Annotated in this window: 19 protein-coding genes and 2 pseudogenes; 10 read left to right on the top strand and 11 right to left on the bottom strand. The window is 70.7% G+C overall.

Translation table 11 applies throughout. From position 1 onward, the window contains the following. The first annotated feature begins 29 nt into the window (after positions 1 to 29). On the top strand, positions 30 to 815 hold the full coding sequence (locus BLW86_RS34075) for an alpha/beta fold hydrolase (protein ID WP_256341514.1): 786 nt from the start codon (positions 30 to 32) through the stop codon (positions 813 to 815). A gap of 69 nt (positions 816 to 884) precedes the next feature. Here the strand turns inward: BLW86_RS34075 and BLW86_RS34080 are convergent, their stop codons facing one another. Together BLW86_RS34080 and BLW86_RS34085 are read right to left on the bottom strand one after the other, a co-directional pair. After that, complete coding sequence (locus BLW86_RS34080) at positions 885 to 2,897, bottom strand: sialidase family protein (protein ID WP_093877584.1); 2,013 nt, start codon at positions 2,895 to 2,897, stop codon at positions 885 to 887. Positions 2,898 to 3,151: 254 nt separating this feature from the next. Beyond that, positions 3,152 to 4,933 (bottom strand): serine hydrolase domain-containing protein, encoded by a 1,782-nt coding sequence (locus tag BLW86_RS34085; RefSeq protein WP_093877585.1) that lies wholly within the window; start codon positions 4,931 to 4,933, stop codon positions 3,152 to 3,154. A gap of 117 nt (positions 4,934 to 5,050) precedes the next feature. On the opposite strand from BLW86_RS34085, the gene BLW86_RS34090 reads away from it, so the two are divergent. Continuing rightward, the gene (locus tag BLW86_RS34090) at positions 5,051 to 6,163 is read left to right on the top strand and encodes an NAD(P)H-dependent flavin oxidoreductase (RefSeq protein WP_093877586.1); all 1,113 of its coding nucleotides are present in this window, start codon (positions 5,051 to 5,053) and stop codon (positions 6,161 to 6,163) included. After that, a complete protein-coding gene (locus BLW86_RS34095; RefSeq protein ID WP_256341515.1) occupies positions 6,160 to 7,836 on the top strand; it encodes an acyl-CoA synthetase in 1,677 nt (558 codons plus the stop codon). Before BLW86_RS34090 ends, BLW86_RS34095 begins: the two co-directional genes overlap by 4 nt. On the opposite strand, the gene BLW86_RS34100 is transcribed toward BLW86_RS34095, so the two are convergent. Further along, positions 7,833 to 8,477: a DNA alkylation repair protein gene (locus BLW86_RS34100; RefSeq protein WP_093879022.1), complete on the bottom strand. Its 645-nt coding sequence runs from the start codon at positions 8,475 to 8,477 to the stop codon at positions 7,833 to 7,835. The genes BLW86_RS34095 and BLW86_RS34100 overlap by 4 nt on opposite strands. Positions 8,478 to 8,597: 120 nt before the next feature. Here BLW86_RS34100 and BLW86_RS34105 point away from each other — a divergent pair, with 120 nt between their 5' ends. Together BLW86_RS34105 and BLW86_RS34110 are read left to right on the top strand one after the other, a co-directional pair. After that, positions 8,598 to 9,266 carry a hypothetical protein gene (locus BLW86_RS34105; protein WP_093877587.1) on the top strand — a complete coding sequence of 223 codons (669 nt, stop codon included), beginning with the start codon at positions 8,598 to 8,600 and terminating at the stop codon, positions 9,264 to 9,266. 132 nt (positions 9,267 to 9,398) lie between these two features. Further along, entirely contained in the window at positions 9,399 to 10,148 is a 750-nt protein-coding gene (locus tag BLW86_RS34110) for a transposase family protein (RefSeq protein ID WP_093877588.1), read from the top strand. A gap of 12 nt (positions 10,149 to 10,160) precedes the next feature. On the opposite strand, the gene BLW86_RS41625 is transcribed toward BLW86_RS34110, so the two are convergent. The 4 genes from BLW86_RS41625 to BLW86_RS34130 all read right to left on the bottom strand — a co-directional run bounded on the left by BLW86_RS41625 (position 10,161) and on the right by BLW86_RS34130 (position 14,937). Further along, entirely contained in the window at positions 10,161 to 11,753 is a 1,593-nt protein-coding gene (locus BLW86_RS41625) for a hypothetical protein (RefSeq protein ID WP_143060301.1), read from the bottom strand. Between the two features lie 237 nt (positions 11,754 to 11,990). Beyond that, complete coding sequence (locus tag BLW86_RS34120) at positions 11,991 to 12,740, bottom strand: transposase family protein (protein ID WP_093877590.1); 750 nt, start codon at positions 12,738 to 12,740, stop codon at positions 11,991 to 11,993. A gap of 226 nt (positions 12,741 to 12,966) precedes the next feature. Then, positions 12,967 to 13,473: a polysaccharide biosynthesis/export family protein gene (locus BLW86_RS34125; protein WP_093877591.1), complete on the bottom strand. Its 507-nt coding sequence runs from the start codon at positions 13,471 to 13,473 to the stop codon at positions 12,967 to 12,969. 48 nt (positions 13,474 to 13,521) lie between these two features. Continuing rightward, entirely contained in the window at positions 13,522 to 14,937 is a 1,416-nt protein-coding gene (locus tag BLW86_RS34130) for a hypothetical protein (RefSeq protein ID WP_143060303.1), read from the bottom strand. Positions 14,938 to 15,461: 524 nt separating this feature from the next. Between BLW86_RS34130 and BLW86_RS34135 the strand changes: the two are divergent. Together BLW86_RS34135 and BLW86_RS34140 are read left to right on the top strand one after the other, a co-directional pair. After that, positions 15,462 to 15,776: pseudogene (locus tag BLW86_RS34135) on the top strand (transposase); the annotation flags it as partial. A 344-nt stretch (positions 15,777 to 16,120) separates the two neighbouring features. Beyond that, positions 16,121 to 16,867, top strand: a pseudogene (locus BLW86_RS34140) (transposase family protein). 6 nt (positions 16,868 to 16,873) lie between these two features. On the opposite strand, the gene BLW86_RS34145 reads toward BLW86_RS34140, so the two are convergent. After that, positions 16,874 to 17,713 (bottom strand): nitroreductase/quinone reductase family protein, encoded by an 840-nt coding sequence (locus tag BLW86_RS34145; protein ID WP_093877594.1) that lies wholly within the window; start codon positions 17,711 to 17,713, stop codon positions 16,874 to 16,876. A gap of 183 nt (positions 17,714 to 17,896) precedes the next feature. Between BLW86_RS34145 and BLW86_RS34150 the strand changes: the two genes are divergently transcribed. After that, entirely contained in the window at positions 17,897 to 18,301 is a 405-nt protein-coding gene (locus BLW86_RS34150; RefSeq protein WP_093879023.1) for a MarR family winged helix-turn-helix transcriptional regulator, read from the top strand. A 42-nt stretch (positions 18,302 to 18,343) separates the two neighbouring features. Then, positions 18,344 to 19,450: a calcium:cation antiporter gene (locus tag BLW86_RS34155; protein ID WP_177181831.1), complete on the top strand. Its 1,107-nt coding sequence runs from the start codon at positions 18,344 to 18,346 to the stop codon at positions 19,448 to 19,450. Positions 19,451 to 19,459: 9 nt separating this feature from the next. On the opposite strand, the gene BLW86_RS34160 is transcribed toward BLW86_RS34155, so the two are convergent. Continuing rightward, the gene (locus BLW86_RS34160) at positions 19,460 to 21,865 is read right to left on the bottom strand and encodes a penicillin acylase family protein (RefSeq protein ID WP_256341516.1); all 2,406 of its coding nucleotides are present in this window, start codon (positions 21,863 to 21,865) and stop codon (positions 19,460 to 19,462) included. 157 nt (positions 21,866 to 22,022) lie between these two features. Between BLW86_RS34160 and BLW86_RS34165 the strand changes: the two genes are divergently transcribed. Next, positions 22,023 to 23,531, top strand: coding sequence for a fatty acyl-CoA synthetase (locus tag BLW86_RS34165; RefSeq protein ID WP_093877597.1), 1,509 nt, complete (start codon positions 22,023 to 22,025; stop codon positions 23,529 to 23,531). Positions 23,532 to 23,592: 61 nt separating this feature from the next. On the opposite strand, the gene BLW86_RS34170 is transcribed toward BLW86_RS34165, so the two are convergent. Further along, entirely contained in the window at positions 23,593 to 23,973 is a 381-nt protein-coding gene (locus BLW86_RS34170; protein ID WP_093877598.1) for a VOC family protein, read from the bottom strand. 23 nt (positions 23,974 to 23,996) lie between these two features. Continuing rightward, positions 23,997 to 25,283 (bottom strand): phenylacetate--CoA ligase PaaK, encoded by a 1,287-nt coding sequence (paaK, locus tag BLW86_RS34175; protein ID WP_093877599.1) that lies wholly within the window; start codon positions 25,281 to 25,283, stop codon positions 23,997 to 23,999. Positions 25,284 to 25,530 lie beyond the last annotated feature (247 nt).

Genomic DNA, 25,530 nt, shown 5'->3' on the forward strand with positions numbered 1-25,530 from the left:
CCCCCCTGCGCCCCACCAGACTGGGCGCCATGGAAACCATGGTGACCGTCGGTGAAGGCGAAGTCTGGGCGGACGACGCGGGAGGGGACGGCCTGCCGCTGGTCCTGCTCCATCCAGGCGTCGGCGACTCCACGGTGTGGGACCCGGTCCTGCCGGCGCTCGTCGCGCGGCACCGGGTGATCCGCTACGACGTGCGCGGCTACGGGCGTTCACCCGCGCCCACCTCCGCGTACTCCCCGGTCCGCGACCTGGCCGGGGTCCTCGACCGCTTCGAGATCGAGCGGGCGGTCCTGGTGGGCTCCAGCATGGGCGGGGCCACCTCGGTCGACTTCGCCCTGGAGGCACCCGAGCGGGTGGCGGGCCTCGCCCTCTTCGTTCCCGGTGTCTCGGGGTACGAGGGGCTGGACAAGGGCGAGTTCTTCGAGCGCCTCGAACCACTGGCCAAGGCCGGTGACGTGGACGGCATCGTCCGGCTCGGGCTTGCCGCGTGGGGGAAGGCCGGCGGCGGGACCCCCGAGTCCGACCCGGTCGCGGCGGAGCTCTGCCGGGCCGTGCTGCCCGCCTGGATCAGCAACATCGGCCACCAGCTCACCGGCCCGCCCGCCTTCGACCGGCTCGGGGAGATCTCCGCGCCGACCCTGCTCGCGCTGGGCGAGCAGGACCGGCCGGAGGTCGTGCGCTGCAACGAGGAGATGGCCGAACGGATCCCGGGCTGCCGTCTCGTCAGGCTGGCCGCCTCCGACCACTACCCGACACTGCGCGAACCGCAGCACGTCGCCCGGCTGATCGAGGAGCTGTACGCCCAGGCGGCGTGAGTCCTGAGCACGGAGGCCGGATCCTTCGGCCGGCGGGCGGTACGTCCACCGGCCGAGGGGTTCGCCCGCCTACCAGATGGTGGAGAAGCCGAGGCGGAGCTTCTCGTTGCTCTTCGCCACTTCGAGGGAGCCGGCCTTCACGTCGGCCGCTTCGCCGGTGGTGAGGGCGGTGTCGAAGAGCCGCACGTCGTCCAGGGCGCCGCGGAAGAGCTGCGCCACCCCGACCGGCTGGTTGGGGAAGTCGGGCCGGGCACCGATGTGGATGTTGAACTCGGCCGCCGGAGTGAGGTTCCGCTCGCTCGCCGAGGCCCCGGCCGGCATGGTCGCGGTGGCCGCGGGGCCCCCGTCCACGGCGAGGCGGATGGTGAGGCCCTGACGCGTGAACACGACGTGGTGCCACTGGCCGTCGTTGTACGAGGACGGGAGCGTCACCTCGGTGGAGCCGATGTCCGTGCCGACGGTGCCGCGCAGCACGTTGCTCCCGGGTTCGGCCCGGACGGAGAAGTGCCGGCCCTTCTTCAGCGGGTCGGTGCCCGGCATGCCGTACGCCCAGATGATCGGCAGCGTGCCCGTCGTGGCGGAGTGCTTGAACCAGGCCGTGACGGTGAAGTCCTTGTCGTCGACCCGCAGGGACGGCGAGCAGACGAGGCGCAGGTAGTCGTCCTCACCGTCGAACTCCATGGCCACGCCGTCGAGACGCGTGCCGAGCCGCGCCCCGCCGTGGACGATGGCGTGGTTGCCGGCCTCGCCGGGACCCTTGACGCGCGTGTCGGAGGTGCGCGGACGGCGCAGCTCCGTCCGGGAGCCGTCCATGGCCTGCTCGGTGAAGGCGGCGAAGGCGACGTTGCCGTGCGGGATGTTGCCGGCCGTCTCGTACACGATGCCGATCGAACCGTTCGGCAGCAGCGTCAGATCGGAGTAGCCGGTGCGGGCCGCCGAGACCAGGGTGCCGACGGTCTGCCAGGTCTTGCCCTCGTCGTACGAGGAGCGGACGGCCAGCTCTCGCCGGTCCTCCAGCGCGCTCGGGCCGAGACGGGAGGCACCCGAGTACAGCAGCTGGTCGGGCTTTCCGTCCTGGTCCACGGCGTGCAGCCGCAGCAGCGAGCCGAACACCGGGGAGGTGTCCAGGTCGGCCACCTGGGTGAAGGGGGCCGCGAAGGCTCCGCCGCCGTCGGTGCCGACGGCGGCGAGCCGGTGCTCGTTGGTCTGGCAGTGCGTGGGCGCGGAGTTGCGGGCGTTGACGTAGACGTTCCCGTCGACGGTCTCGACGACCGTGAGCTCCGCCGGGTACGCACCGGACTTGCTCGCCTCGGAGGTGGCACCGAGGGTCCAGGTGAGTCCGCCGTCGTCGCTGATGTACAGCTGGCCGCCCGCGGTCGTGTCACCGCCGGCCGTGTGGTCGCCGGGGACGATCAGCCGGCCGTGGTGCGGACCGCGGCTGAGCTGGATGCCGTGGCCGGGGCCGGTGGAGACCCATCCCCAGCCGGCGGCCTTGAGCTGCGGCTGGGGCGCGCTCGCGGACCAGGTCACGCCGCCGTCCATGCTGTGGACGGCGTGGACGGTGCGCTCGTACCCGGTGCGGCTGGGCTTGACCGGGTCGTGGTTCCAGTCGCTGCTGGAGTACAGGAGCGTGATCCGGCCGGTGACCGCGTCCACGACCGGCGCGGGGTTGCCGTGGGCGAGCTCGTCGGAGCCGCCGACGACGATCTGGAGGGCCTGCCAGGTCGTACCTCCGTCGAGGGACCTCTTGAGCACGAGGTCGTTGTCGCCGACGTCGTGGCAGCCGGTGGAGTCCAGCCGGGTGCGGCCCTCGGCGAAGGCGAGGAGGACGCCCGTCTTGCTGGTGACGACGGCGGGGATGCGGGTGCAGTAGTAGTTCTCCCGCGCCTTGAACGGCACGGTGGACACCTGCTTCGCGACCTCCGGCACGGTGGTCGCGGCCGTCGTCGAGGCGACGGCGGGCGACTGCGGCGCGACCGCGAGGACGACCGCGGCCAGGACGGCGAGGGAGAGCGCGCAGAACCACGCGGACAGCGCGAAGCGGCGAGCGCCCGGTGGACGGCGCTCGGACAAGGGCAGCATGAAGGAACACCTCTTACGAAAGCGAAAGCGGAGGCGACGGACGAGGGGCGGCTGGGCCGGGAAGCGGTTGTGCCGCGTTCGTCAGCGGGCCGGTCGCGGCGGCCCCCGCGGAGCGGAAGGGCACCGAGCACGGGCGACGCGACAGACGCTCGCCTCGGCGTTCGTCCCATCCCCCGGTGAGATCTCCCGGCGAGGGACGCTACCTCATGTGATCACTTGTGCGCAGCCCGCCCCGACGGTTCGTCAGTTCGGACTCAATCGGCGGACCTGGTCCAGCCGTTCGCCTCGATCCGCGCCCCGTCCGCCGGCCGCGCCTCGTCGAACACCGGCAGCCCCGCCGCGTCGAGCAGCCGCAGCCCGTCCACGTACACACCCCGTCCCACGTACCGCTGATCGGTGGTGTACCGCCAGCGCAGGAGGGCGTTCGCCCCGGGCAGCGGCGCGGACACGGTGTGCCAGACGCGGCCGGACCAGCCGCCGACCGTGCCCGTCGGGTGCTCGGCGCGGCCGTCGGTGGTGAAGGGCACCGGCCGCCAGGTCGTGCCGCCGTCGGCCGAGGCCTCCAGGGCGACCGGGTCGGCGCCCGGCTCGGTGTCCCACCACAGCGCGCACTCCAGGCTTGCGGCGCCGGTCACATGAGGCAGCGTCAGGGTGGCCGTCGTGGCGCTCGCCATGCCGGAGAACCATGAGGTACGGCCCCGGGCCGGGCGGACGGGGACGGCGCGGGCCAGCCGGTCCGCCGTGGCGACGCGCGGCGCGGAGCCGGAGCGCCAGGAGCGCACCGGGTGCACGGAGTTGCCGAGCACGATCAGGAACGCGTCGGTCGTCGGGTCGAGGACGAGGCTGGTGCCCGTGAAGCCGGTGTGCCCGGCCGTGCGCGGGGTGGCCATGGCGCCCATGTACCAGTGCTGGTAGAGCTCGAAGCCGAGCCCGTGCTCGTCGCCGGGGAAGGCGGTGTTGAAGTCGGTGAACATCAGCTCCACCGACGCGGGGGAGAGGATGCGGGCCCGGCCGTACGCGCCGCCGTTGAGCAGGGTGCGGGCGAGGATCGCGAGGTCCCAGGCGCGGGAGAAGACACCGGCGTGGCCCGCCACACCCCCGAGGGAGTAGGCGTTCTCGTCGTGGACCTCGCCCCACACCATGCCCCGGTCGAGGCCGGACCAGGGCCGCCGGGCGTCCTCGGTGGCGGCGATCCCCGGACGCCAGGAGAGCGGCGGATTGAAACGAGTGCGGTGCATCCCGAGTGGAGCGGTGATCTCGTCGTGGAGCAGGACCTCCAGGCCGCGACCGGTGATCTCCTCCAGGATCAGCTGGAGCGAGATCAGGTTCAGGTCCGAGTAGAGGTACGCGGAGCCCGGCGGGTTCGCCGGGGTCTCGGCCCACAGCAGCCGCAGCTTCCCCTCCCGCGTCGGCTCCCGGTAGAGCGGGATCCAGGACCGGAAGCCGGACGTGTGGGTGAGCAGCTGCCGTACGGTGACGTCCTGCTTCCCACCGCCGCCGAACTCCGGCAGGTACGCGGCGACCTTCTCCTCCAGCTCCAGCGTCCCGCGCTCGATCTGCTGCACCGCCAGGATCGAGGTGAACAGCTTGGAGACCGACGCCAGGTCGAAGACGGTGTCCTCGGTCATGGGGATCCGCCGCTCCGGCGGCAGCTCGACCCCGGCGTCGGTCTTCTCGTCGTACGCCGCGTACCGCACGGCCGAGCCGATCGCCCGGTGCAGGGCGACGGTCCCGCCCCGCCCGGCGAGCAGGACGGCGCCCGCGTACCACGGGTGCGTGGGGGAGGGCGCGAGGAAGCGCTCGGCGTCCGCGACCAGCCCGTCCAGGTGCGGCGCGAGCAGCCCGGCGCGCTCCGCGGAGCCGCGCCGCAGCATGGTCCGCCGCGCGGCCGATCCCGACCCCGGTCCCGACCGCCGGCCCTCCGCAGCCGCCGCCCCCGGCACCGCACCGATCATCAGCGCCCCTCCAAGGGCCAGCACCCCGCCGCCGAAGGCGCGGCGGCTCGGCCTTACGTCTCGCTTCGCCCGCTCCGTCATGTCCACCCTCTCCCACCGGGCGCGGCGGCGAAACGCAGACGCACCGGCCCCAAAGAATCTGACGCTGCATCAGAAAATGTCTTCCCTCCGCCGCGCCGCTGCGGCATCCTGCCGCCCATGAAGACGGAGCTGAGTCGCACACTGGGGATCGAGCACGCCATCTTCGGCTTCACGCCCTTCCCCGCGGTGGCCGCCGCACTCACCAGAGCCGGCGGGTTCGGCGTCCTCGGCGCGGTCCGCTACACCGCGCCCGACGACCTCGCCCGCGACCTCGACTGGATGCAGGAGCACACCGACGGCCTGCCCTACGGCCTCGACGTCGTGATGCCCGCGAAGAAGGCGGTCGAAGGCGTCACCGAGGCCGAGATCGAGGCCATGATCCCCGAGGAGCACCGGGCGTTCGTCCGCGCCACGCTCGCCAAGCACGGAGTCCCCGAACTGGCCGAGGGCGAGGCCTCCGGCTGGCGGATCACCGGCTGGATGGAGCAGGTCGCCCGCAGCCAGCTCGACGTGGCCTTCGGCTACCCGATCAGACTCCTCGCCAACGCCCTCGGATCGCCGCCGCCCGACGTCGTCGCCCGCGCCCACGACCACGGCGTCCTCGTCGCCGCCCTCGCCGGCAGCGCCCGCCACGCCCGCCACCACGCCGACGCCGGCATCGACATCGTCGTCGCCCAGGGGTACGAGGCGGGCGGCCACACCGGCGAGATCGCCTCCATGGTCCTCACCCCCGAGGTCGTCGACGCCGTCTCCCCGCTGCCCGTGCTGGCCGCCGGCGGCATCGGCAGCGGCGAGCAGATCGCCGCCGGACTCGCCCTCGGCGCCCAGGGCGTCTGGCTCGGCTCGATCTGGCTCACCACCACCGAGGCCGAGCTGCACTCCCGCGCCCTCACCGACAAGCTGCTCGCCGCCGGCTCCGGCGACACGGTCCGCTCCCGCGCACTGACCGGCAAGCCCGCCCGTCAGCTCCGCACCGAGTGGACCGACGCCTGGGACGACCCGGCGGGGCCCGGCCCGCTCCCCATGCCCCTCCAGGGACTCCTGGTCGCCGAGGCCGTCTCCCGTATCCAGCGGTACGAGGTCGAGCCGCTCCTCGGCACCCCCGTCGGACAGATCGTCGGCCGGATGAACTCCGAGCGCAGCGTCCAGCAGGTCGTCGACGACCTCACCCGCGGCTTCGAGAAGGCCGTGGACCGCATCAACCGCATCGCCGGACGGAGCGCCCAGTGAGCAACGGTCCCGCCGGAAGCCGGCCCCCCGCCGGAAGCCAGACCTCCACCGGAAGTCAGCCCTCCACCGGAAGTCAGCCCTCCACCGGAAGCCGGCACTCCACCGGAAGCCGGCCCCCCGCCGGAAATCAGGCCCCCTCCGGATTCTGGGCCCAGGCCGCCGCCGACCCCGGTCGCGCCGTCCTCGTCGCGCCCGACGGCGAGGAGTGGAGCGCCGGCCGGCTGCACGCCGAGGCCAACCGGCTCGTCCACGGGCTGCGCGCCGCCGGACTCGAACGCGGCGACGCGTTCGCCGTCGTCCTGCCCAACGGCCCCGAGTTCTTCACCGCCCATCTCGCCGCCACCCAGGCCGGTTTCTACCTCGTCCCCGTCAACCACCACTTCGTCGGCCCCGAGATCGCCTGGATCGTCGCCGACTCCGGCGCCAAGGTCCTGGTGGCGCACGAGCGCTTCGCCGAGGCGGTCACCCTCGCCGCCGACGAGGCCGGGCTCGCGCCCACCCACCGGTACGCCGTCGGCACCGTCCCCGGCTTCCGCCCGTACGCCGCACTGCTCGACGGGCAGGACGGATCCGCGCCCGCCGACCGCACGCTCGGCTGGGTCATGAACTACACCTCCGGCACCACCGGCCGGCCCCGGGGCATCCGCCGCCCGCTCCCCGGAAAGCTCCCCGAGGAGACCCACCTCGGCGGCTTCCTCGGCATCTTCGGCATCCGGCCCGCCGACGGCAACGTCCATCTCGTCTGCTCGCCGCTCTACCACACCGCCGTGCTCCAGTTCGCGGCCGCCGCCCTGCACATCGGCCACCCGCTCGTCCTCATGGACCGGTGGGAGCCGGAGGAGATGCTCCGGCTGATCGACCGGTACTCGTGCACCCACACCCACATGGTCCCCACCCAGTTCCACCGCCTGCTCGCCCTCCCCGCGGAGGTACGGGAGCGGTACGACGTGTCCTCCATGCGCCACGCCATCCACGGCGCCGCGCCCTGCCCCGAGCACGTCAAGCGGGCAATGATCGACTGGTGGGGCCGGTGCGTCGAGGAGTACTACGCGGCCAGCGAGGGCGGCGGCGCCTTCGCCACCGCCGAGGAGTGGCTCAAGAAGCCGGGGACCGTCGGCCGGGCCTGGCCCATCAGCGAACTCGCCGTCTTCGACGACGACGGCAAGCGGCTGCCGCCCGGCGAACTCGGCACCGTCTACCTCAAGATGAACACCGGCGGCTTCCAGTACCACAAGGACGAGGCGAAGACCGCGAAGAACCGCATCGGCGACTTCTTCACCGTCGGCGACCTCGGCGTCCTCGACGAGGACGGCTACCTCTTCCTCCGCGACCGCAAGATCGACATGATCATCTCCGGCGGGGTCAACATCTACCCCGCCGAGATCGAGGCGGCGCTGCTCGCCCACCCCGCCGTCGCGGACGCCGCCGCCTTCGGGATCCCGCACGCCGACTGGGGCGAGGAGGTCAAGGCGGTCGTCGAGGCGGCCGAGGGATACGAGCCGGGGCCCGCGCTCGCCGCCGAGATCCTGGCCCACTGCGGCGACCGCCTCGCCGGCTTCAAACGCCCGAAGTCGGTCGACTTCGTCCCGGCCATGCCCCGCGACCCCAACGGCAAGCTGTACAAGCGCCGCCTCCGCGACCCGTACTGGGAGGGCCGGGAGCGCCCGCTCTAGGCGGTGCCCTGCCGGCGGACCATCTCGGTGATCCAGACGGGTGCGAACGGGGAGATGCAGCCCGGGGCGGTCGGATGGTCCCTGAGCACCTGGAGCCGCTCACCGATGTCGACGGCGCGGGCGCGGTACTCGGGGTGCTCGATCCCGATCCGGGCCAGGCAGTGGTTCATCGCCCACTGCAGGCGGTCGGGCGCGTCCTTCATCTCCGCCTCGATGACGTCGAGCAGTCCGGGGAGGTCGAGGCCCTCGGGCTGCTTCGCCACGCGCGCGGTGGTCAGCGCCCAGCCCGCGCTCGCGACCACCGGATCCGGATCGGCGAGCCAGGCGAGGCGGAGCTCCTCGGCGTGCGGGTTCTTCTTCACCACGTAGTTCACGAGCCAGTCGTGCACCTTGGGGGCGCGGGCCTCGCGCACCATGCGGTCGAGATCGTCCCGCTCGAACGCCTTCGGGCGGCAGACCAGGAGCGCGAGGAGCCGCGCGGCGGTGTCGTCCGTTTTCCAGAGCCGAAGCGCGAGCTCCTGCTGTGTCTTCAGCCGCTTCGCGAGCGCGCGCAGCTTGCCGAGGTTCACGCCGTGGTCGTCGCCGTGCCGCTCGTCGACCTCGCGTGCCTTCGGGTCGTCGAGCTCCGCCGGCTCGGCCATCACCTCGGCCAACGCCGTCTCCGCCACCTCGTCCTCCTGCCCGCCGCGTGTGAAATTCAGCCTATGCCGGACACCCGTGGGGTTAGGGTGCGGCGGATCGACCTTTTGGCGAGGAGGCGTGTGGAACAGCGGGTGCGGGTGCACAAGGTCCGGCTCGGCGCCGGCGAGGTCAGGGTCCTCCAACCGGATCCGGCCCCGGCGCGGCTCGCCCTGCGCGACGACGGCCACTGGCTGTCGATGTACGCCGACCGGGACGGTGCCGAGCGACTCACCGCGCTGTGGGCGCTGGCGGCCCGCTCCGCCCGCTCCCTGGTCCACCTCCCGATCCGCGCCAACCCGGCGCCCGGCGGGGCCGTGGGGGAGGGCGAGCCGGTCGCGCTCGACCTGGTCCTGGTCCACCACAGTCTGCAGTTCCCCACCGCCTCGTGGAAGCGGCTCCGGTCCCGGCTCGGCGCGGGCAGGCTTCACACCGCCGCCACCCCGGACGACGACTTCCCCGACGAGAGCGCCATCGACCACGAGCGCAGGTACCACTCGACGTACCGGGACCACCTCGGCTTCGACATCGCCGCCCACACCCTCTTCGTCGTGGGCAGCGCCACGGCGTTCCGGGAGCACGGCTCCGCGCTGCGCGGTCTCGTCGACGAGGCCCCGTCCCACCGGCACCGCCATCCGGGTGCCGGGCACTTCTGCGTGGAGTTCGGCTCCGGCCCGTGGACGCGTCCGCGGACCCGCCGGCACGTGCCGGGTGTCCTGCACATCCAGTACTGCGAGGACTGGCGCGTCTGATCAGTGAGCCTTTTCAGCATGGCCACCGATCGGGTGACGCCGGCGAGACCGAGGTGAGGGCCGCACCGCACAGAACCCCCGTGCCGTTGGGAGAGGTGTTCGACGTCTCAACCCATCGGCACAGGAGCCTCGTTGGTTCCCTACCCTGCCGCACTCGACCCGCCTCATGCCCTGGTCGAGTGGGTCATGATGCTCATCGTCACCCGTGAGGGTGACCGCAGGCGCAAGCTCCCGCCGCACCAGCGGGCGTTCGTCGCTCTGGTGTACCTACGCCGCCACGACACCCTCCTCCGGATCGCGTCCGGCTTCGGGATGTCGGTCGGCACCGTCCACGCGTATGTCACCACCGTGACCAGTCTGCTCGCCGAACGGGCCCCTGGCCTGCTCAAGACGCTGCGCGAGCGTGACCCGGAGTTCATCCTGCTGGACGGGACCCTCGCCGAGTGCGACCGCGTCGGCGACAGCCGGGCCGACTACTCGGCCAGGCACCGCCGGCACGCCGTGAACGTCCAGGTCGTCACCGATCCGACCGGCGAGCTGTTGTGGATCTCGCCCGCGCTGCCGGGCCGCACTCACGATCTGACCGCGGCCCGTACCCACCGCATCATCCGGATCTGCGAGCGCCAGGGCGTCCCCGTCCTCGCCGACCGCGCCTACCAGGATGCCGGCCCCTGGGTCACCACCGGACTCAAACGCCCACCGGGCGGTGAACTCACCCTCACCCGGCGCACCGTCAACCGGGCCCTGGCCGCGGCGAGGGCACCGGTCGAACGCGGCATGGCACGGCTGAAGTCGTGGCAGATCTTCCGCAGATCCCGCATCAGCTCCAACCGCATGACCGTTATCACCAAAGCCGTCCTCACCCTGGAGCGGCAACGCTGAAAACGCTCACCGTCATGCAAGAATTGCGTCGAAATCCGTCGCGTTAGTCCCGTGCCTGACATTGTAGCCTTCGAGTACGGCCTTCTTCAGGACATCGGCACGAACGTCAGATGTCGCGCGCGGCGAGACGACACCGGGCGTGTTTTCATAGTTGAAAACGATGACGTCAAGAAACACAAGGTCCCTCAGCCTTCGGCCTCCAACGAGACCGAGGAGCGCTGACGTAATAGACGGGTATGGGGTGAACTGTGGGTTATCGAGCCACTGCTTGAGCTCGTCGCGAGGTACACTGAAATCCACCCTGATGGACTGAAGCGCACTGATGGTGTCATCCGACGACAGAGGCTGCATAACTGTTCCTGTAGGGCCTTCGGCTGAGCTTACGTTTTGCGGGCCATGCCATGCCATTGATTCATCACGCCAGAAGAAATCGAACCCCTTCTGGTCCCGGGTCCGTGCGATCATCTCGAGGTTGCCGTTGTCCGCGCTGCCGAAGTTACTCTGGAGGAGCGAAACCTCATCGTATACCGACGTCCCTATCTTGCCTGCGTAACTCCATCCTTCCTGGAGTTTTAGCGATTCCCCTACATCTCCGTTGTTTCTCCAAAAATGGAGAATTCCTCCGTCTTTCGCGGGGCCCACCAGTTCTAGATTGCCGTAGTGGGCAGAGTCCCACGGTATGAAGTCGGAAGCTTCGCTGAGGTCGTAGTCGCTTTGCAGAAGGCAGGGTCTACCGCGAAATGGGCGCAGTACATGCCCAAGGTCGGTGGGCTGATCGACGGTAAGCCCCTCATTCCACCCAAAATGGCTGTCGTCCCAAAGGTATCCGCCTCCTAGCTTGTTCCGAGCCCATGTGTAGATGTGCAGGGCTCCTTGGTCTGAGATGGTCGTGATCATGACTTGTCCACGGCACACACCATTGCAAGTGTCACGCATTTCCTTCCAGCCTGCTTTACCGAAAGGGTTGAATAGTGTTGTAAGGGCGAGCCCTGCCCCCACGAAGCTGCGGTCTTTGAGGATGGTGCCCCCGAACGAATCGTTCGAACTTGGGCCGTTGATGCGGGTCCAGGGCGGGATTGTGGTATTTCCGCTTGCCGGGTTCTGCCGCTTCAGCATCACAAATCCTCCGCCGCTCAATGGCGCTACGACGAAAAAATCGTTTTCAAGGTGCGACTCGAGATCGACTCCGAAAGGGCCTTCGTCGAACTCCGCACCGGAATACGCAATGCTCGCGGCTCCCGACACGCCAGTCAGCGCAGTACCGAAGTTTGACCAGACAAGCGCTCCACCGTTCTCGCGGGACCAGTGCTCAACCGCGCCGTCTTCCCTGGTGGCCATCACTTCGAGGTTATTCCGCGGGTCGCTCATGAAGGCCACGTTGTCCGACTCGATCAGAGACGCTCCAACGTATCGGGCGCCCTTTGCGAAGATTGTCGGACCATGCCACACCAGAGCGGGAGACTCGTTATTTCGCCAATAATGGGCCAGTCCCCCGTCCGGCCAGGGTATGACGACTTCGAAATTTCCTGGCTCGCCGGTCCGCACTTGGATGAAGAATCCGCTATTCGGCGAGGCTTTTGGTCTATCGCGCCAATCCAAGGTCATAGCGCAACTCCATATCCCGACTGGTGGTCATTTCGGGGAGCGCGACACCCAGTGGTTCCCGGGTGGCTCGGAGGGCCAGTAGATTGCGGCCGATCGACGCTTCAGGAGCTCATCGGGCCGCACACATCCGGAGACCCTCCCACCGCACCATCACCCGACCTAGATCGCAAATCAGTCTGGGCCTACTCCCGGGCTGGGCAGGGTGCTGGCACGGGTAGAAGCTCTCAGTGAGCGTTTTCAGCGTTGCCTCTCCAGGGTGAGGACGGCTTTGGCGATGACGGTCATGCGGTTGGGGCTGATGCGGGATCTGCGGAAGATCTGCCAGGACTTCAGCCGCGCCATGCCGCGCTCGACCGGTGCCCGGGCTGCGGCCAGGGTCCGGTTGACGGTGCGCTGAGTGAGGGTGAGCTCGCCGCCCGGTGGCCGTTTGAGTCCGGTGGTGACCCAGGGGCCGGCGCCCGTGTAGGCGCGGTCGGCGAGGACGGGGACGCCCTGGCGTTCGCAGATGCGGATCATCCGGTGGGTGCGGGCCGCGGTGAGGTCATGAGTGCGGCCCGGCAGGGCGGGCGAGATCCACAGCAGCTCGCCGGCCGGATCGGTGAGGACCTGGATGTTCACGCCGTGCCGGCGGTGCTTGGCCGAGTAGTCGGCTCGGCTGTTGCCGACGCGGTCGCACTCGGCGAGGGTCCCGTCCAGCAGGGCGAAGTCCGGATCGTGCTCGCGCAGCGTCTTGAGCAGGCCGGGGGCTCGTTCGGCGAGCAGGCCGGTCACGCTGGTGACGTACGCGTGGGCGGTGCCGACGGATACCCCGAAGCCGGCCCCGATCCGGGCGAGGGTGTCGTGGCGGCGTAGGTACACCAGAGCGATGAGCGCACGTTGGTGCGGCGGGAGTTTGCAGCGGCGGTCACCCTCGCGGGTGACGATGAGCATGGTGACCCACCCGACGAGGTCGTGCGGGAGGTCGAGTGCGGCAGGATAGGGAACCAACAGGGCTCCTGTGCCGGTGGGTTGAGACGTCGAACACCTCCCTCAACGGCACGGGGGCCTTGTGCGTTGCGGCCCTCACCTCGACCTGACCGGCGTCACCCGATCGGTGGCCATGCTGAAACGCTCAGTGTTGCAGCCGCCTCTGACAAGCACCGGCCTCCGCGCCGGTCCCTCCCGGAGGCGGGCCCTGGGGCGTCCCCCGGCGCCGGCCTCTGGGCGGGGAGGCTCAGAAGAGCCGCACGCGGGTCACGTTGACCAGCGGCGTCGTGAAGATCTGGGCATCCAGCAACCCCTGCTCGATCTGGTGCTCTGCCTCAAAGAGGCGGTTGTCGCGGACGAGGACCCCGCCCAGGAAGGGCATGTTGATGCTGCCCGAGGCGTCCACTGGGAACGAGCCGGAACTCGCGTCGATGGTGCCGTCGGGGTTGAGCATCCGCACGAAGAGCTCGTCCCCCGGTTGGATGGTGTTCTCCAGGTCCACCCGGTCGCCCCGAATCCCGAGATTGACGGTGACGGTGGTGAGGATGCCGTCCGTCATGAACCGGTTCTCGATCTCGGCCCGCAGGTCCGGCGTCAGTGGCTTGCCCTCGGCAAGGATCATGTTCAGCGAGGGAATCCGCAGCAGGCGGCTGGCATCGACCGCGTAGTCGTGCGAGAAGTCCGTCACCACCCCCGCCGCGTCCCGTACCTCGACCTGGACGATCTCCCCCAGTTCCAGTGCTGTGGCCGACATGGTCGTTCCTTTCCCGGTGCGCCCGGCCGCCCGTTCGGACCGGGCGGCTCAAGCCACCACCAGCGTCATGACCGTCAGCGGCTCCACCGGGGTACCGGGGGCCGGCGACTGCGAGGTGATCCGCGAGCCCGGACGGCTGGCGTCGCCCCGGACATCGGGGGTCACACCGCTGCGGAGCACGGTGAAGAAGAAGTTGCCCAGCTCCCTGCGGTCGAGCCCGAGCGCGTCCAGCCGGGACCCCAGGAAGTTGAGGCAGTGGTCGACGCCCTCCAGGTTGATGCAGGCCAGCAGGTGTGTGACCGGTTCCGCCATCTGGCCGACGAGATTGGGCATCGCGTTGGGTGCCGCCGGCGGCGGGGTGATCGGAGGGAGGATCTCCTTCTGCTTCGGCATGTTCGTCGGCAGCCCAGTGAGCCGGAAGTCCGCCTTCCCGCGGATGTCCCGCATGAACACCTCGGGGTCGCGCGCCTCCTTCAGGTTCTCGATGGCGAAGGACGCGGCCTCCTCGATCACGTCGAGGTCGCCGGCGAGCGCCGCCCGCAGGGCCTGGAGGTCCGGCCTGTCCGGCGCGAACTCGAACTCGTCGGTGTGCCGGATGTCGAGGATGTAGTCGACCAGGTTGAGCATGTCGATGCTCTGCGACCGCAGCTTCGCGCAGCGGATCAGCACCCGGCGCTGTTTCTCGATGTCGGCGATGTTCGGCGGGGTCGGCCCCAGTGCGATCGCGTAAGGTGCCAGCGTCACCGTGTACGACCGCGGCTCGGCGCGCACGCTCGCGGTCCACTCGTCCATCGCCTTGTAGAGCTGGTTCACCAGCTCCACCGGGTCTCCGCTGCGCGGCTGCGTGGTGAAGGTGCCGCCGTCGTGGAGGATGAACGCCTCGGCCCGCGCCTCCGCGTTCCGCATCGCCTCCGAGATGCTGATCCGCACCTCGGCCGAGACCGTCACCCCGTAACTGCCCTCCAGCGCGGCGTTGAGCGACATCTTGGACTGCACGCTCTTGGTGTCGATCCGTACGACTCCGAAGAACCGGCCGCCCGTGCCGATACCGCGCACGAAGTACTCGCCGAACTGCTCCTCCAGCGGCTTCCCCCGCTCCACCAGCTTCGCCGCCGCCTCCGACAGCACTGGCGAGTCCATCTGTTCGAAGGCGAAGGTCCGCGAGTTCGACACCATCACGGTGAGGGAGCTCGACTGGACCCGGCACCGCTTGGAGAAGTCGAGTGAGGCGGAGCCGCTGAAGAGGCCGATCCCGGCCGAGACATCCGCTCCCACGCCGAGTTCCGACTCCAGATCCTGTGTCGTCTCGATGCGCCGGAAGGTGAAGGAGCCGGTCTCGCCGCCGCCGACCTGCGGCGGGGTCACCGTCCCTGTTGCACCGAGGGCCATGGGGCTGCCGCTCGCCATCGACACCCCGATGCCGATGTCGTATCCGTCGCGCATCGGAACCGTTTCCTGCTTCATCACCACGGCGAATCCTCCGTCCGGCTGTTGGGCCCGGCGTGCCTGGGAGAGCTATCGGGCCGTCCGGCCCGCCCGGCCGGTGGTCCTCGGCCCGCCGGTTCCGGTCTGCCGGTCTGCTCTCGGTCCGGCCGGGACCGCAGGCAGGGCCCGGGCGGACACACCGGTGCGGCGGCTGTCGGGGGTGGCCCGGAGAATGACGGCCCCATTCCGCGTCCCGCCGGGTTGGACCGTGGCCGACCCCGCATCCGGGCCGGGCGCCGCACGCCACCGGCCCGTGCCGCACCATCGGCCGGCCGGACCCTCCGGGTTCCGGACACTCCGGCGGCTCCGGTGGTCGTCGGCGGCCGGGGCGGGAACTCCGTCTTTCATTGTCCATCCGGGTGCCGAAAACCGCATGCCAGGACTGCAGTTGCCCCGGCGCCCGAGTGTCGGCGACCATAGAGCAGTGTGCATCGTGAGCAGGGCAGGTCGGGTGAATCGCCCCAGGTGAGGTGGAGGCTCGATTCCATATAAGGATCCGAGTCATGGCACGACCCTCGATGTACTCTCCCGAGCTGCGCAAGCGCGCGGTCCGCATGGTCGCGGAGATCCGCGGCGACTATCCGACCGAGACCGCCGAGCTGAACGCGGTGATGGAGAAGCTCGGTATCGGTTCACGCGAGATGCTGCGGAAGTGGTTCCGTCAGGATCAGATCGACACCGGGCAGCGGCCGGGAACGACGAGCGAGGAGGCCGCGCAGGTCAAGGCCCTGAAGAAGGAGATCGCCGACTGAAGCGGGCGAACGAGATCCTCAAGGCGACCTCGGCTTTTTCGCGGCCGAGCTCGACCGGCACACACGCGCTCGTAGCGATCACGGACGAGATGCGAGACCGCTTCGGCGGTGTCGAGCCGAAATCCGATCGGTCTGACGGAGCTCACCCTGGAATCCTCGCGCCCCGGCCCCCGTGAGCATCGGCCCAGGTCAGAACGTGTTGCGGGGCTAAGGGAGGGGTCCTTCATGCTGCGGCAGACGCTCCTCAGGGTGTCCGAACCCGGGACTCCCGTTCTTCCTAACGGCTCCTGTCGGTGAGCTCTTTCATCCTGGCCACTGATCGGGTGACGGCGGCTGGGCACTCAACGCACGAGGCCCCGCGCCGTTGAGGGAGGTGTTCGAAGTCTCAACCCATCGGCACAGGATCCTCGTTGGTTCCCAATCCTGCCGCACTCGACCTCCCGCACGCCCTGGTCGAGTGGGTCACCATGCTCATCGTCACTCGCGAGGGTGACCGGCGCTGCAAGCTGCCGCCGCACCAACGTGCACTGGTCGCCTTGGTGTACCTGCGCAAGCACGACCCCCTCGCACAGATAGCCGCCGGCTTCGGGATCTCCGTCGGCACCGCCCACGCCTACACATCCGGCGTGATCGCTCTCCTCGCCGACCAGGCTCCGCCTGCTCAAAGTCCTGAGCGAGAGCGATCCGGACTACGTACTGCTCGACGGCACCCTCGCGGAGTGTGACCGGACCGGCGACAGACAGGCCGACTATTCCCACAAGCACCGCCGGCACGGCGTGAACGTGCAGGTCGTGACCGACCCGACGGGTCACGTGCTGTGGATCTCGCCCGCGCTGCCCGGCCGTGCCCACGGCCTCACAGCGGCCCGCGCGCACCGGATCATCCGGATCTGCGAACGCCAAGCGCCCCCGTTCTCGCCGACCGCGCCTACCAGGGAGCCGGACCGTGGGTGACCACCGGGCGCAAACGGCCTCCCGGCGGCGAACTGTCCCCGACCCAGCGCACAGTCAACCGAGCACTGGCCAAGGCCCGGGCACCCGTCGAACGCGGGATGGCACGGCTGAAGACCTGGCGCATCTTCCGCCGGTCCCGCGTAAGCCCCAACCGCATGCCGTCAATCGCCGCAGCCGTCCTCACCCTGGAGAGGCAACGCTGAAAACGCTCAGTGTTCCGGCGCGAGCGCCGGGAGCAGTTGGGACTCCTCGTAGGCGAAGTGCTCCTCCAGGTTCGCCGTCAGGCGGTCGACCTCGGTGCGCAGGGTCGCGGGGGCGGCGCCGGAGGTCAGCAGGGTCTCCAGTTCCTCGACCGTGCGGGCGACCACCCGGTGCTCCCGGCGCATCCGGTCCAGGGAGCCGGCCAGGTCCGGGAACTGCCGCTCCAGGAGGTCGAAGACACCGTCCTCGTTGTGGTGGTGGGCGTGGAGCGCGCCGCAGAAGGTGAGGCAGTGGCGGGCGAGCCGGCTCCCGAGCGTCGGCGCCGGTGCTTCCAGGCCCTCGCGGAGCGTGGCGAGTTCGGCGCGGAGCTCGTCGTGGACCTTGACGAGGTGGGCGGCGATCGCCCGGTGCCGCGCCGGGTCCGTGAGGTCCACGCGGTGCAGGGCGACGACGGGGATGACCCGCTCCGTGCCGGCCTGGTAGGCGGCGAACGCGGGATCCCGGTCGCACTGCTCGGCGTACAGCCGGTCCCGCTCCTCACCCTCCGTCACCACCGCCCTCGCCGCGAAGCGTTCGACGGTTCCTTCGGGGGTGCCGAGTTCGACGGTCACGTGCGCGTCGGCGCGGAGGTTGTGGAGCCAGGCCGGGTGCTTGGGTCCGCCGGCGTTCGACGCGAAGACGAGGAGCCGGGCCCCGTCGCGTACGTACACGGCCGGGTTGGTGTGGGGGCGTCCTCCGCGGGCGCCGGTCGTGGTGAGGAGGAGTAAGGAGACGCCTTCGAACATCCCGCCCACGCGGCCGCCGTTGGCGCGGAACTCCGCGATGACCCGCTGATTCACATCGGACATGAGGGTGCCCCTCGGTAGCATCGATCACGACAGATCTATTTGCTTTGAAAGCAAAGCTAAATCGGAGGGTGCAGGGTGTCAACCGCACACGAGGGGGACCGGCGCGCCGCCGGGTCGCACGCCGAAGGCCCGGACGCCGAAGGCCCGGACGTCGACGACGCCGTCCGGACGCTGCTGCTGCTCATGCCCCGGATGGTCGGGCGGGTCAAGCGCATCAGGATCCCCGACGAGCTGCAGTCCCTCGCCCTCGCGCCCCGTCACCTCTCCCTCCTCGCGTACCTGCTCTTCGACGGGCCGCTCGGCGTCAACGAGTTGGCGGCCCGGCTCGAGGTCGCCCCGACCACCGTCAGCCTGATGGTCGGCGACCTCGCCAAGCGGGGGGTCCTGGAGCGGACCGAGGACCCCGCCGACCGGCGGCGGAAGATCGTCTCCATCGCCGAGGCCCACCGCCCCGCCATCGACGGCTGGCTGGGCCGCAGCGCCGGCGCCTGGCGCGCCGCGCTCGCCCCCCTGGGCCCGGCCGAACGCAGGATGTTCGTCGAGACCCTCGCCGCCTACGAGAACGGCCTCACCGATGCCGACGGCTGAGCGAAACAGGAGAAGAGTCCGTCTTGTGGCAATATGCGGATCATGAGTTCGAGTGTGACGGCAAGGGCACGGCAGTGGACCACCTGGGGGCCGGTGGTGGCGGCGCTTGTGCTCGGCCTCGCCTGGGGGCGCGATCTCCCGGGCTTCGCGGTGGCGATCGTCGTCGTCTGTCTGTTCGCCGCAGTGCTCTCGGCCGTCCACCACGCCGAGGTCATCGCCCACCGCGTCGGCGAACCCTTCGGCTCCCTCGTCCTCGCCGTGGCCGTCACCGTCATCGAGGTCGGACTGATCGTCATGCTGATGATCGGAGGCGGGGACAAGGCGACGAGTTACGCCCGGGACACGGTCTTCGCTGCCGTCATGATCACCTGCAACGGCATCGTGGGCCTCTCCCTGCTCGTCGGTGCGCTGCGCAACCGGGTCGCCGTCTTCAACGCGGAGGGTTCCGGCGGCGAGCTCGCGATCGTCTGCACGCTCGCGACCATGACGCTGGTCCTGCCGACCTTCACGACGAGCCACCCGGGACCCGAGTTCTCCGCCGGACAGCTCGCCTTCGCGGCCGTCTCCTCGCTCCTCCTCTACGGGGTGTTCGTCGCGGTCCAGACGGTCCGGCACCGTGACTACTTCCTGCCCGTGCCGCGGCCGGACCGGGGAATCCCGGAGTCGGAGGAGGAGCACGCGGCGCCGCCGACCGCCCGCGACGCCTGGTTCAGCCTCGGTCTGCTCGTGGTCGCCCTCGTCGCCGTCGTCGGCAACGCCAAGCTGGTCTCGCCCACCATCGAGGACGGCGTCGAGTCGGCGGGCCTGCCGAAGGCGGTCGTCGGTGTCGTCATCGCCCTGATGGTGCTGCTGCCCGAGACGCTCGCCGCCGTGCGCGCGGCGAGCCGGGACCGCATGCAGACCAGCATGAACCTGGCGTACGGTTCGGCCATCGCCAGCATCGGCCTGACGATCCCGTCGATCGCGCTCGCGTCGATCTGGCTGGACGGGCCCCTGATCCTCGGCCTGGGGCCCCTCCACATGGTGCTGCTCGTGCTCACCGCCGTGGTGAGCGCCCTGACCGTGGTGCCCGGACGGGCCACCCTCCTGCAGGGCAGCGTCCACCTCTCGATCTTCGCCGCCTTCGTCTTCCTGTCGTTCAGCCCGTGACGGACCCGTTCATCCCCTGACGACCACCACCCGCAGGCCGGGCGAGCGCAGGATGTCCTTCTCGCAGAACCGGGAGGTCACCCAGCGCTCGCCCGCGAACAACCGGGTCTGGTCGCTGTAGTGCGGGGACGCCGGGTTCGACGACTGGGAGTACGAGAGCAGGGTGCGGGCCACCGGGCACCGGCTGCCGTCCCAGCCCACGGCCTGCACGTGGCTGGTCCCGTGCGCGACCTCCACGTAGCCGCCGCCCGCCGCGTTCCACACGGGCTCGGCCTTGTTCCAGACGCCCAGCGACTCGGTCCCGCCGCTCACCGGGATCCGCTCCCCGTTCCGTACGACGAACTGGTGGGCGCCGAGCGGTGCGTCCAGCGCGATGCCCGCCGCCCGCAGCTCCGCCGCCGCGCCCGCGAGGGCCTTCGCGAACTCCGGCACCCCGGTGTTCAGGGTGTTCGGGGTGCGGACCGGGTCGGCCGCCGAGAACGGCACCTTCCACTGGTCGGCCGCCTTCACCGTGCCCGTGAACCTCCGCCAGAACCGGTCGAAGAGCAGCGCGCCCCGGCTGCCGGTGTCCATCGTCCGGTCCCAGGCCCCGATCACCCGGCAGACCTCCGGGTCCTCCGGCAGCGCCGACGCGCACGCCCCGGCCACGTCGGCGGCCGCCATGTCACCGGCCGGCGCCCGGTTCGCGAACTGCTGGCGCTGGAGGTCGGCCACCGTGAGCCGGCCCCCGTCCGCCATCGCCGCCACGTCCTCGATCCCACCCCGGGTGCGCAGCGAGCGCGGCGTCGCGACCGTGCCGAAGACCCGTTCGTAACCGGTCAGCGGCCGGTCGGCGTTGGCCAGCCAGGCGCTGTCGTTGGAGTTCTCCACGTACGGGGCGTCCCGCAGGACCGGCATCCGCGCCGGGCCGAAGACGCCCGGCTGCACCGCGTCCGGGTCGGAGCCGAGCGCGCAGTCCGACCGCGAGCCGTCGAGCACGGCGACCCCCGAGGCCGGGTAGGTGGCCCGGCCGAGCGGGGTGGAGCAGCGCGCGGCGAGTTCGTCGGTGATCCGGGGGAGGACCTGGGACTGGGTGAAGAGGGAGTGCCCCGCCGAGTCCGCCGCGATCGTGTTGACCCAGGGCAGGCCCTGCGTGCGCTCCAGGGTGTCGGCGATGTCCCGCGTGGAGCGGGCCTTGCCGAAGCCGAGCGCGGTGTCGGAGCCCCGCAGGTTGAGGGCGTTGGGGTCGTTAAGGGCGTACGCCGTGGCCGCGGTCCACGGCAGCGGCAGCTGCGCCCCGAGGCCGCCGACGACCGGCCCGTACCGGGTCCACCACTGGGTGCGGGTGACGGGCGCGCCGTCCTTCACGGCCACGGTCACCGCGCGCGGCGTCATCCGCTCCGGCTTCCCGTCCACCAGGTAGGAGGCCGGGTCGCCGGGCGCGAGCGTCAGCTGGTGCAGGTTGAGCGGCACCCCGGTGGCGACGGTGTGGCTCCAGGCGACCTTGTCGTTGAAGCCGATGTTGACCACGGCCGTCCCCAGGAGCGAGGCGCCGGAGACGTTCAGCTCGCCCGGGATGGTCTGCTGCGACTGCCAGAAGCGGCGGCCGCCCTGCCACGGGTAGTGCGGGTTCCCCAGGAGGAGCCCGCGCCCGTTCGCCGTCGTGGCCCCGGAGAACGCGACGGCGTTGGAGCCCATGGTGGCGTTCTCGGGAGCGAACAGCGCACGTGCCGCCTCGGCGGCTTCGTCCGGGTCGGAGACGGTGCCGGAGTCGGCGGCGGTGCGCGTGGTCGCCGGGGGAGAGGCCGGCGGCCGGGCGGCCGTGATGCCGTCCACGGCCCTGCCCTGTCCGCCGAGCACCGAGACGGCGAAGCCGCGCCGGGCCACGTCGAGCGCGGTCACCGGACGGACCCAGTCGGCGTCCGCGCAGGCCGGATCGGTGACGCGGTTCTTCCGCAGCCAGGCGTTGTAGCCGGCCGCCCAGCCGCGCATCAGTTCCTTCAGGTCCCGGCTCGGCCCGGCCGGCGCCGGGGTGTCGAGCAGGTCCTCGACCGTTCCCGCGTCCTTCACGCCGCGGAAGTACAGGTCGCTGGAGAGGTTCGTGGTGGCGGAGGAGAGCGAGCCGTCGGGGGCGGCGTCCGGGCCGAAGTACCGGGAGCGCTCCCCGTTCACGGTCAGGAAGCCGTCGGCGAGCACGCAGACCTGGTCGGCGGCCTGGGCCCAGCCCGTGCCGAATCCGAGGTTCGCGTAGTCCTTCGCCACGATGTGCGGGATGCCGTACTCGGTGTAGCGGATGACGGCCGACAGGCCCCGGTCGGCGGGGTGGCGGTCCCGGCCGCCGGAGTCGGCGGCCGCCGCGCCGGGCAGCGAGGCCGTGACGACGGCGAGGGCCGCGCCGGTGAGCGCCAGGTGTTTCAGGCGGGTACGGAGGTGCAAGGTGCCTCCCAACGGGCTGATGAGCACTGCGGGTTGGACCATGCACGCAGCTGCCCGCCCCCTTGTCAACATCCCGTTCGGTATCCGAGGTCCGGGTGGACACGGCGCCCCCGCGCGGTACTTGACCTTCCGTGTGCTCCGCGCCGAGGATCACCGCATGGACCGACTCCTCAGCCGTACCGTCGACGGTTTCCTGCGCGCGAGCGCCCGGCGCGTGCCCGACCGGATCGCCGTGCGGTACGCCGACCGGACCTGGACGTACGCGGAGCTGGACGCGGCCGTCTCCACGGCCGCCGCCGTCCTGCGCGAGCCGGAGCACGGGATCGCCCTGCCGGAGTACGCCCGCGTCGCCACGTACGGACACAACTCGGACGCCTACCTCGTCGCGTTCCTCGCCTGCGCCCGGGCCGGTCTGGTCCACGTGCCGGTCAACCACCACCTGACCGGCGAGGACCTCGCGTACGTCCTGGAGCAGTCGGACAGCTCGCTGGTGCTCGCCGATCCCGCCCTCGCCGGCCGGATCCCCGAGGGCTTCGCGGTCAAGGCCCTGCGGGACGCGCCCGGTTCACTGCTCGACGCGCTCGCCGAACCGGAGGAGTACCTCACCGACCGCGACGCCCGCGACCTCGCCCAGCTTCTCTACACCTCGGGCACCACCGCGCTCCCCAAGGGCGCGATGATGACCCACCTCGCCCTCGCCCACGAGTACGCGAGCGCGATCGAGGCCCTGGACCTGAGCGAGGACGACCGGCCGGTGCACGCGCTGCCGCTCTACCACTCGGCGCAGATGCACGTCTTCCTGCTGCCCTACCTCGCCGTCGGCGCCGAGAACACGATCGTCGACGGACCCGACCCGGACGTCCTGTTCGACCTGATCGAGGCGGGTCGCGCCGACAGCCTCTTCGCCCCGCCGACCGTCTGGATCGGCCTCGCCAACCACCCCGACTTCGCCACCCGCGACCTCTCGGCCCTGCGCAAGGCCTACTACGGGGCCTCGATCATGCCCGTGCCCGTCCTGGAGCGGCTGCGCGCCCGGCTTCCGGAGCTCGCCTTCTACAACTGCTTCGGCCAGTCGGAGATCGGCCCGCTCGCCACCGTCCTCGGCCCCGACGAGCACGAGGGCCGGATGGACTCCTGCGGCCGTCCCGTGCGCCACGTCGAGGCCCGTGTCGTCGGCGAGGACGGGGAGGACGTGCCCGACGGCACCCCGGGGGAGATCGTCTACCGCTCCCCGCAGCTGTGCGAGGGCTACTGGCGCAAGCCCGACGAGACCAAGGAGGCCTTCCGGGGCGGCTGGTTCCACTCGGGGGACCTCGCGGTCCGCGACGCCGAGGGCTACCTCACGATCGTCGACCGGGTGAAGGACGTCATCAACTCCGGTGGCGTGCTCGTCGCCTCCCGCCAGGTGGAGGACGCGCTCTACACCCACCCCGCGGTCGCCGAGGTGGCCGTCATCGGCCTCCCCGACGAGCGGTGGATCGAGGCGGTCACGGCCGTCGTCGTCCCGCGCGGGGAGGTCACCGAGGGCGAACTCCTCGACCACGCCCGCGAGAATCTCGCCCACTTCAAGGCGCCGAAGCGCGTCCTCCTCGTGGACGCGCTTCCCCGCAACGCCAGCGGCAAAATCCTCAAGCGGGACCTGAGGGACCGCTTCGGCGCCTCCTGACACCGTGAGGCACGGGGGGTCGGCCCGCCCGTTCGCGGCCGGCGCCCCGTGCGCCCGCGCGTCAGCCCTTGCGCTCCTCCGTCACGCAGAGAATGTTGCCCTCGCTGTCCTTGAACCAGGCGCCCCGCATGGTGTCCGACTCGACCACGCCGTCGACCGTCTTGAGGCCGGGGAGGTCGTAGTCCTCGAAGGTCACGCCCTTGGAGCGCAGCGTCGACATCTCCGCGTCGAGGTCGTCGACCTTCCAGCTCGCCAGGGTGTGCTCGGCCTTGCCGCCGTAGGGCGTCTCGTAGAGACCGATCGTGGTGCCACCGCACTCGTACCGGGTGTCCTCGGCCGACTCCCTCGTGAGGGGAAGACCGAGGGTCTCCGAGTAGAACTGCTTGGCCCGGTTCATGTCATTGACCGGAATGATCGCGGCTATGGGGGAGTCCGACAGCATCGCAACCACCTCCTCCCCCCAGGCTACGCGCCCCGGAGGTCCACGATCCGCTTGATCTTGCCCACCGAGCGCTCCAGCGTCTCCGGGTCGACCACCTCCACGTCCACGGAGACCCCGATCCCGTCCTTCACCGCCGCCGCGACCGTCCGGGCCGCCGCCTCGCGCTCCTCGGGTGTGGCGTCCGGGCGGGCCTCGGCCCGCACGGTCAGGGCGTCGAGCCGGCCCTCCCGGGTCAGCCGCAGCTGGAAGTGCGGAGCCACGCCCGGGGTGCGGAGCACGATCTCCTCGATCTGGGTGGGGAAGAGGTTCACCCCGCGCAGGATGATCATGTCGTCGCTGCGCCCGGTGACCTTCTCCATCCGCCGGAACACCCGCGCGGTCCCCGGAAGCAGCCGGGTGAGGTCACGGGTCCGGTAGCGGATCACCGGCATGGCCTCCTTGGTGAGCGAGGTGAAGACCAGCTCGCCCTCCTCCCCGTCGGGCAGCACCTCGCCGGTGAACGGGTCCACGATCTCCGGGTAGAAGTGGTCCTCCCAGACGTGCAGGCCGTCCTTGGTCTCCACGCACTCCTGCGCCACGCCGGGGCCGATCACCTCCGACAGGCCGTAGATGTCGACCGCGTCGATCGCGAACCGCTCCTCGATCTCCTTGCGCATCTCCTCCGTCCACGGCTCCGCGCCGAAGACGCCGACCTTCAGCGAGGTGGAGCGCGGGTCCACGCCCTGCCGCTCGAACTCGTCGAGCAGCGTCAGCATGTACGAGGGGGTCACCATGATGATCTCGGGCCGGAAGTCCTGGATGAGCTGCACCTGCCGGGCCGTCATGCCGCCGGACGCCGGGATCACCGTGCACCCGAGGCGCTCCGCGCCGTAGTGGGCGCCGAGGCCGCCGGTGAACAGGCCGTATCCGTAGGCCACGTGGACCTTGTGCCCGGGGCGTGCCCCGGCCGCGCGCAGGGAGCGGGCCACCACGTCGGCCCACATGTCCAGGTCGGCCTCGGTGTAGCCGACGACGGTCGGCCGGCCGGTGGTGCCGCTGGAGGCGTGGATCCGCCGGATCCGGGACTGGTCGACGGCGAACATGCCGAAGGGGTAGTGCTCGCGCAGGTCCGACTTGGCGGTGAACGGGAAGCGGACCAGGTCCGCGAGCGTACGGCAGTCGTCCGGGGTCAGTCCGGCCGCGTCGAAGGAGCGCCGGTAGAAGTCCACGTTCTCGTACGCGTGCCGCAGGGTCGTGCGCAGCCGCTCCAGCTGGAGGGCCGCGAGCTCCTCGCGCCCGAGCCGTTCGCCGCTGTCCAGCAGTTCCGTCATGCGCCACTCCTCCGCCGTCGTAAAACGGACAACCGATCATTCGGTTGATCCGTTCGGGGTCAGTAAAACCGGAGGCACCCGGGGCTTGGCAAGGGGTGGGGGGACTTTTCCCGCCCGACGGCCCTCCGGGCCGCTGCCCGGACGGCGGAGCGCGCACGGCGCTCGCGGGGCGGCCGCCGCCGCGCGGCGCTCCCACCCGTTCGCGCCGCACCCGGATGACGTACACCACCGTGCGTTACATCTGGAT

Origin of the sequence: Streptomyces sp. TLI_105, assembly GCF_900105415.1 — a bacterium.
Lineage (GTDB): Bacteria > Actinomycetota > Actinomycetes > Streptomycetales > Streptomycetaceae > Streptomyces.

Excerpts from the sequence above, each read along its gene's own strand:
- BLW86_RS34075 (WP_256341514.1), top strand. The coding sequence starts at position 30 with ATGGAAACCATGGTGACCGTCGGTGAAGGCGAAGTCTGGGCGGACGAC.
- BLW86_RS34080 (WP_093877584.1), bottom strand. The coding sequence starts at position 2,897 with ATGCTGCCCTTGTCCGAGCGCCGTCCACCGGGCGCTCGCCGCTTCGCG.
- BLW86_RS34085 (WP_093877585.1), bottom strand. The coding sequence starts at position 4,933 with ATGACGGAGCGGGCGAAGCGAGACGTAAGGCCGAGCCGCCGCGCCTTC.
- BLW86_RS34090 (WP_093877586.1), top strand. The coding sequence starts at position 5,051 with ATGAAGACGGAGCTGAGTCGCACACTGGGGATCGAGCACGCCATCTTC.
- BLW86_RS34100 (WP_093879022.1), bottom strand. The coding sequence starts at position 8,477 with ATGGCCGAGCCGGCGGAGCTCGACGACCCGAAGGCACGCGAGGTCGAC.
- BLW86_RS41625 (WP_143060301.1), bottom strand. The coding sequence starts at position 11,753 with ATGACCTTGGATTGGCGCGATAGACCAAAAGCCTCGCCGAATAGCGGA.
- BLW86_RS34125 (WP_093877591.1), bottom strand. The coding sequence starts at position 13,473 with ATGTCGGCCACAGCACTGGAACTGGGGGAGATCGTCCAGGTCGAGGTA.
- BLW86_RS34130 (WP_143060303.1), bottom strand. The coding sequence starts at position 14,937 with ATGAAGCAGGAAACGGTTCCGATGCGCGACGGATACGACATCGGCATC.
- BLW86_RS34145 (WP_093877594.1), bottom strand. The coding sequence starts at position 17,713 with ATGTCCGATGTGAATCAGCGGGTCATCGCGGAGTTCCGCGCCAACGGC.
- BLW86_RS34150 (WP_093879023.1), top strand. The coding sequence starts at position 17,897 with ATGCCCCGGATGGTCGGGCGGGTCAAGCGCATCAGGATCCCCGACGAG.
- BLW86_RS34155 (WP_177181831.1), top strand. The coding sequence starts at position 18,344 with ATGAGTTCGAGTGTGACGGCAAGGGCACGGCAGTGGACCACCTGGGGG.
- BLW86_RS34165 (WP_093877597.1), top strand. The coding sequence starts at position 22,023 with ATGGACCGACTCCTCAGCCGTACCGTCGACGGTTTCCTGCGCGCGAGC.
- BLW86_RS34170 (WP_093877598.1), bottom strand. The coding sequence starts at position 23,973 with ATGCTGTCGGACTCCCCCATAGCCGCGATCATTCCGGTCAATGACATG.
- paaK (WP_093877599.1), bottom strand. The coding sequence starts at position 25,283 with ATGACGGAACTGCTGGACAGCGGCGAACGGCTCGGGCGCGAGGAGCTC.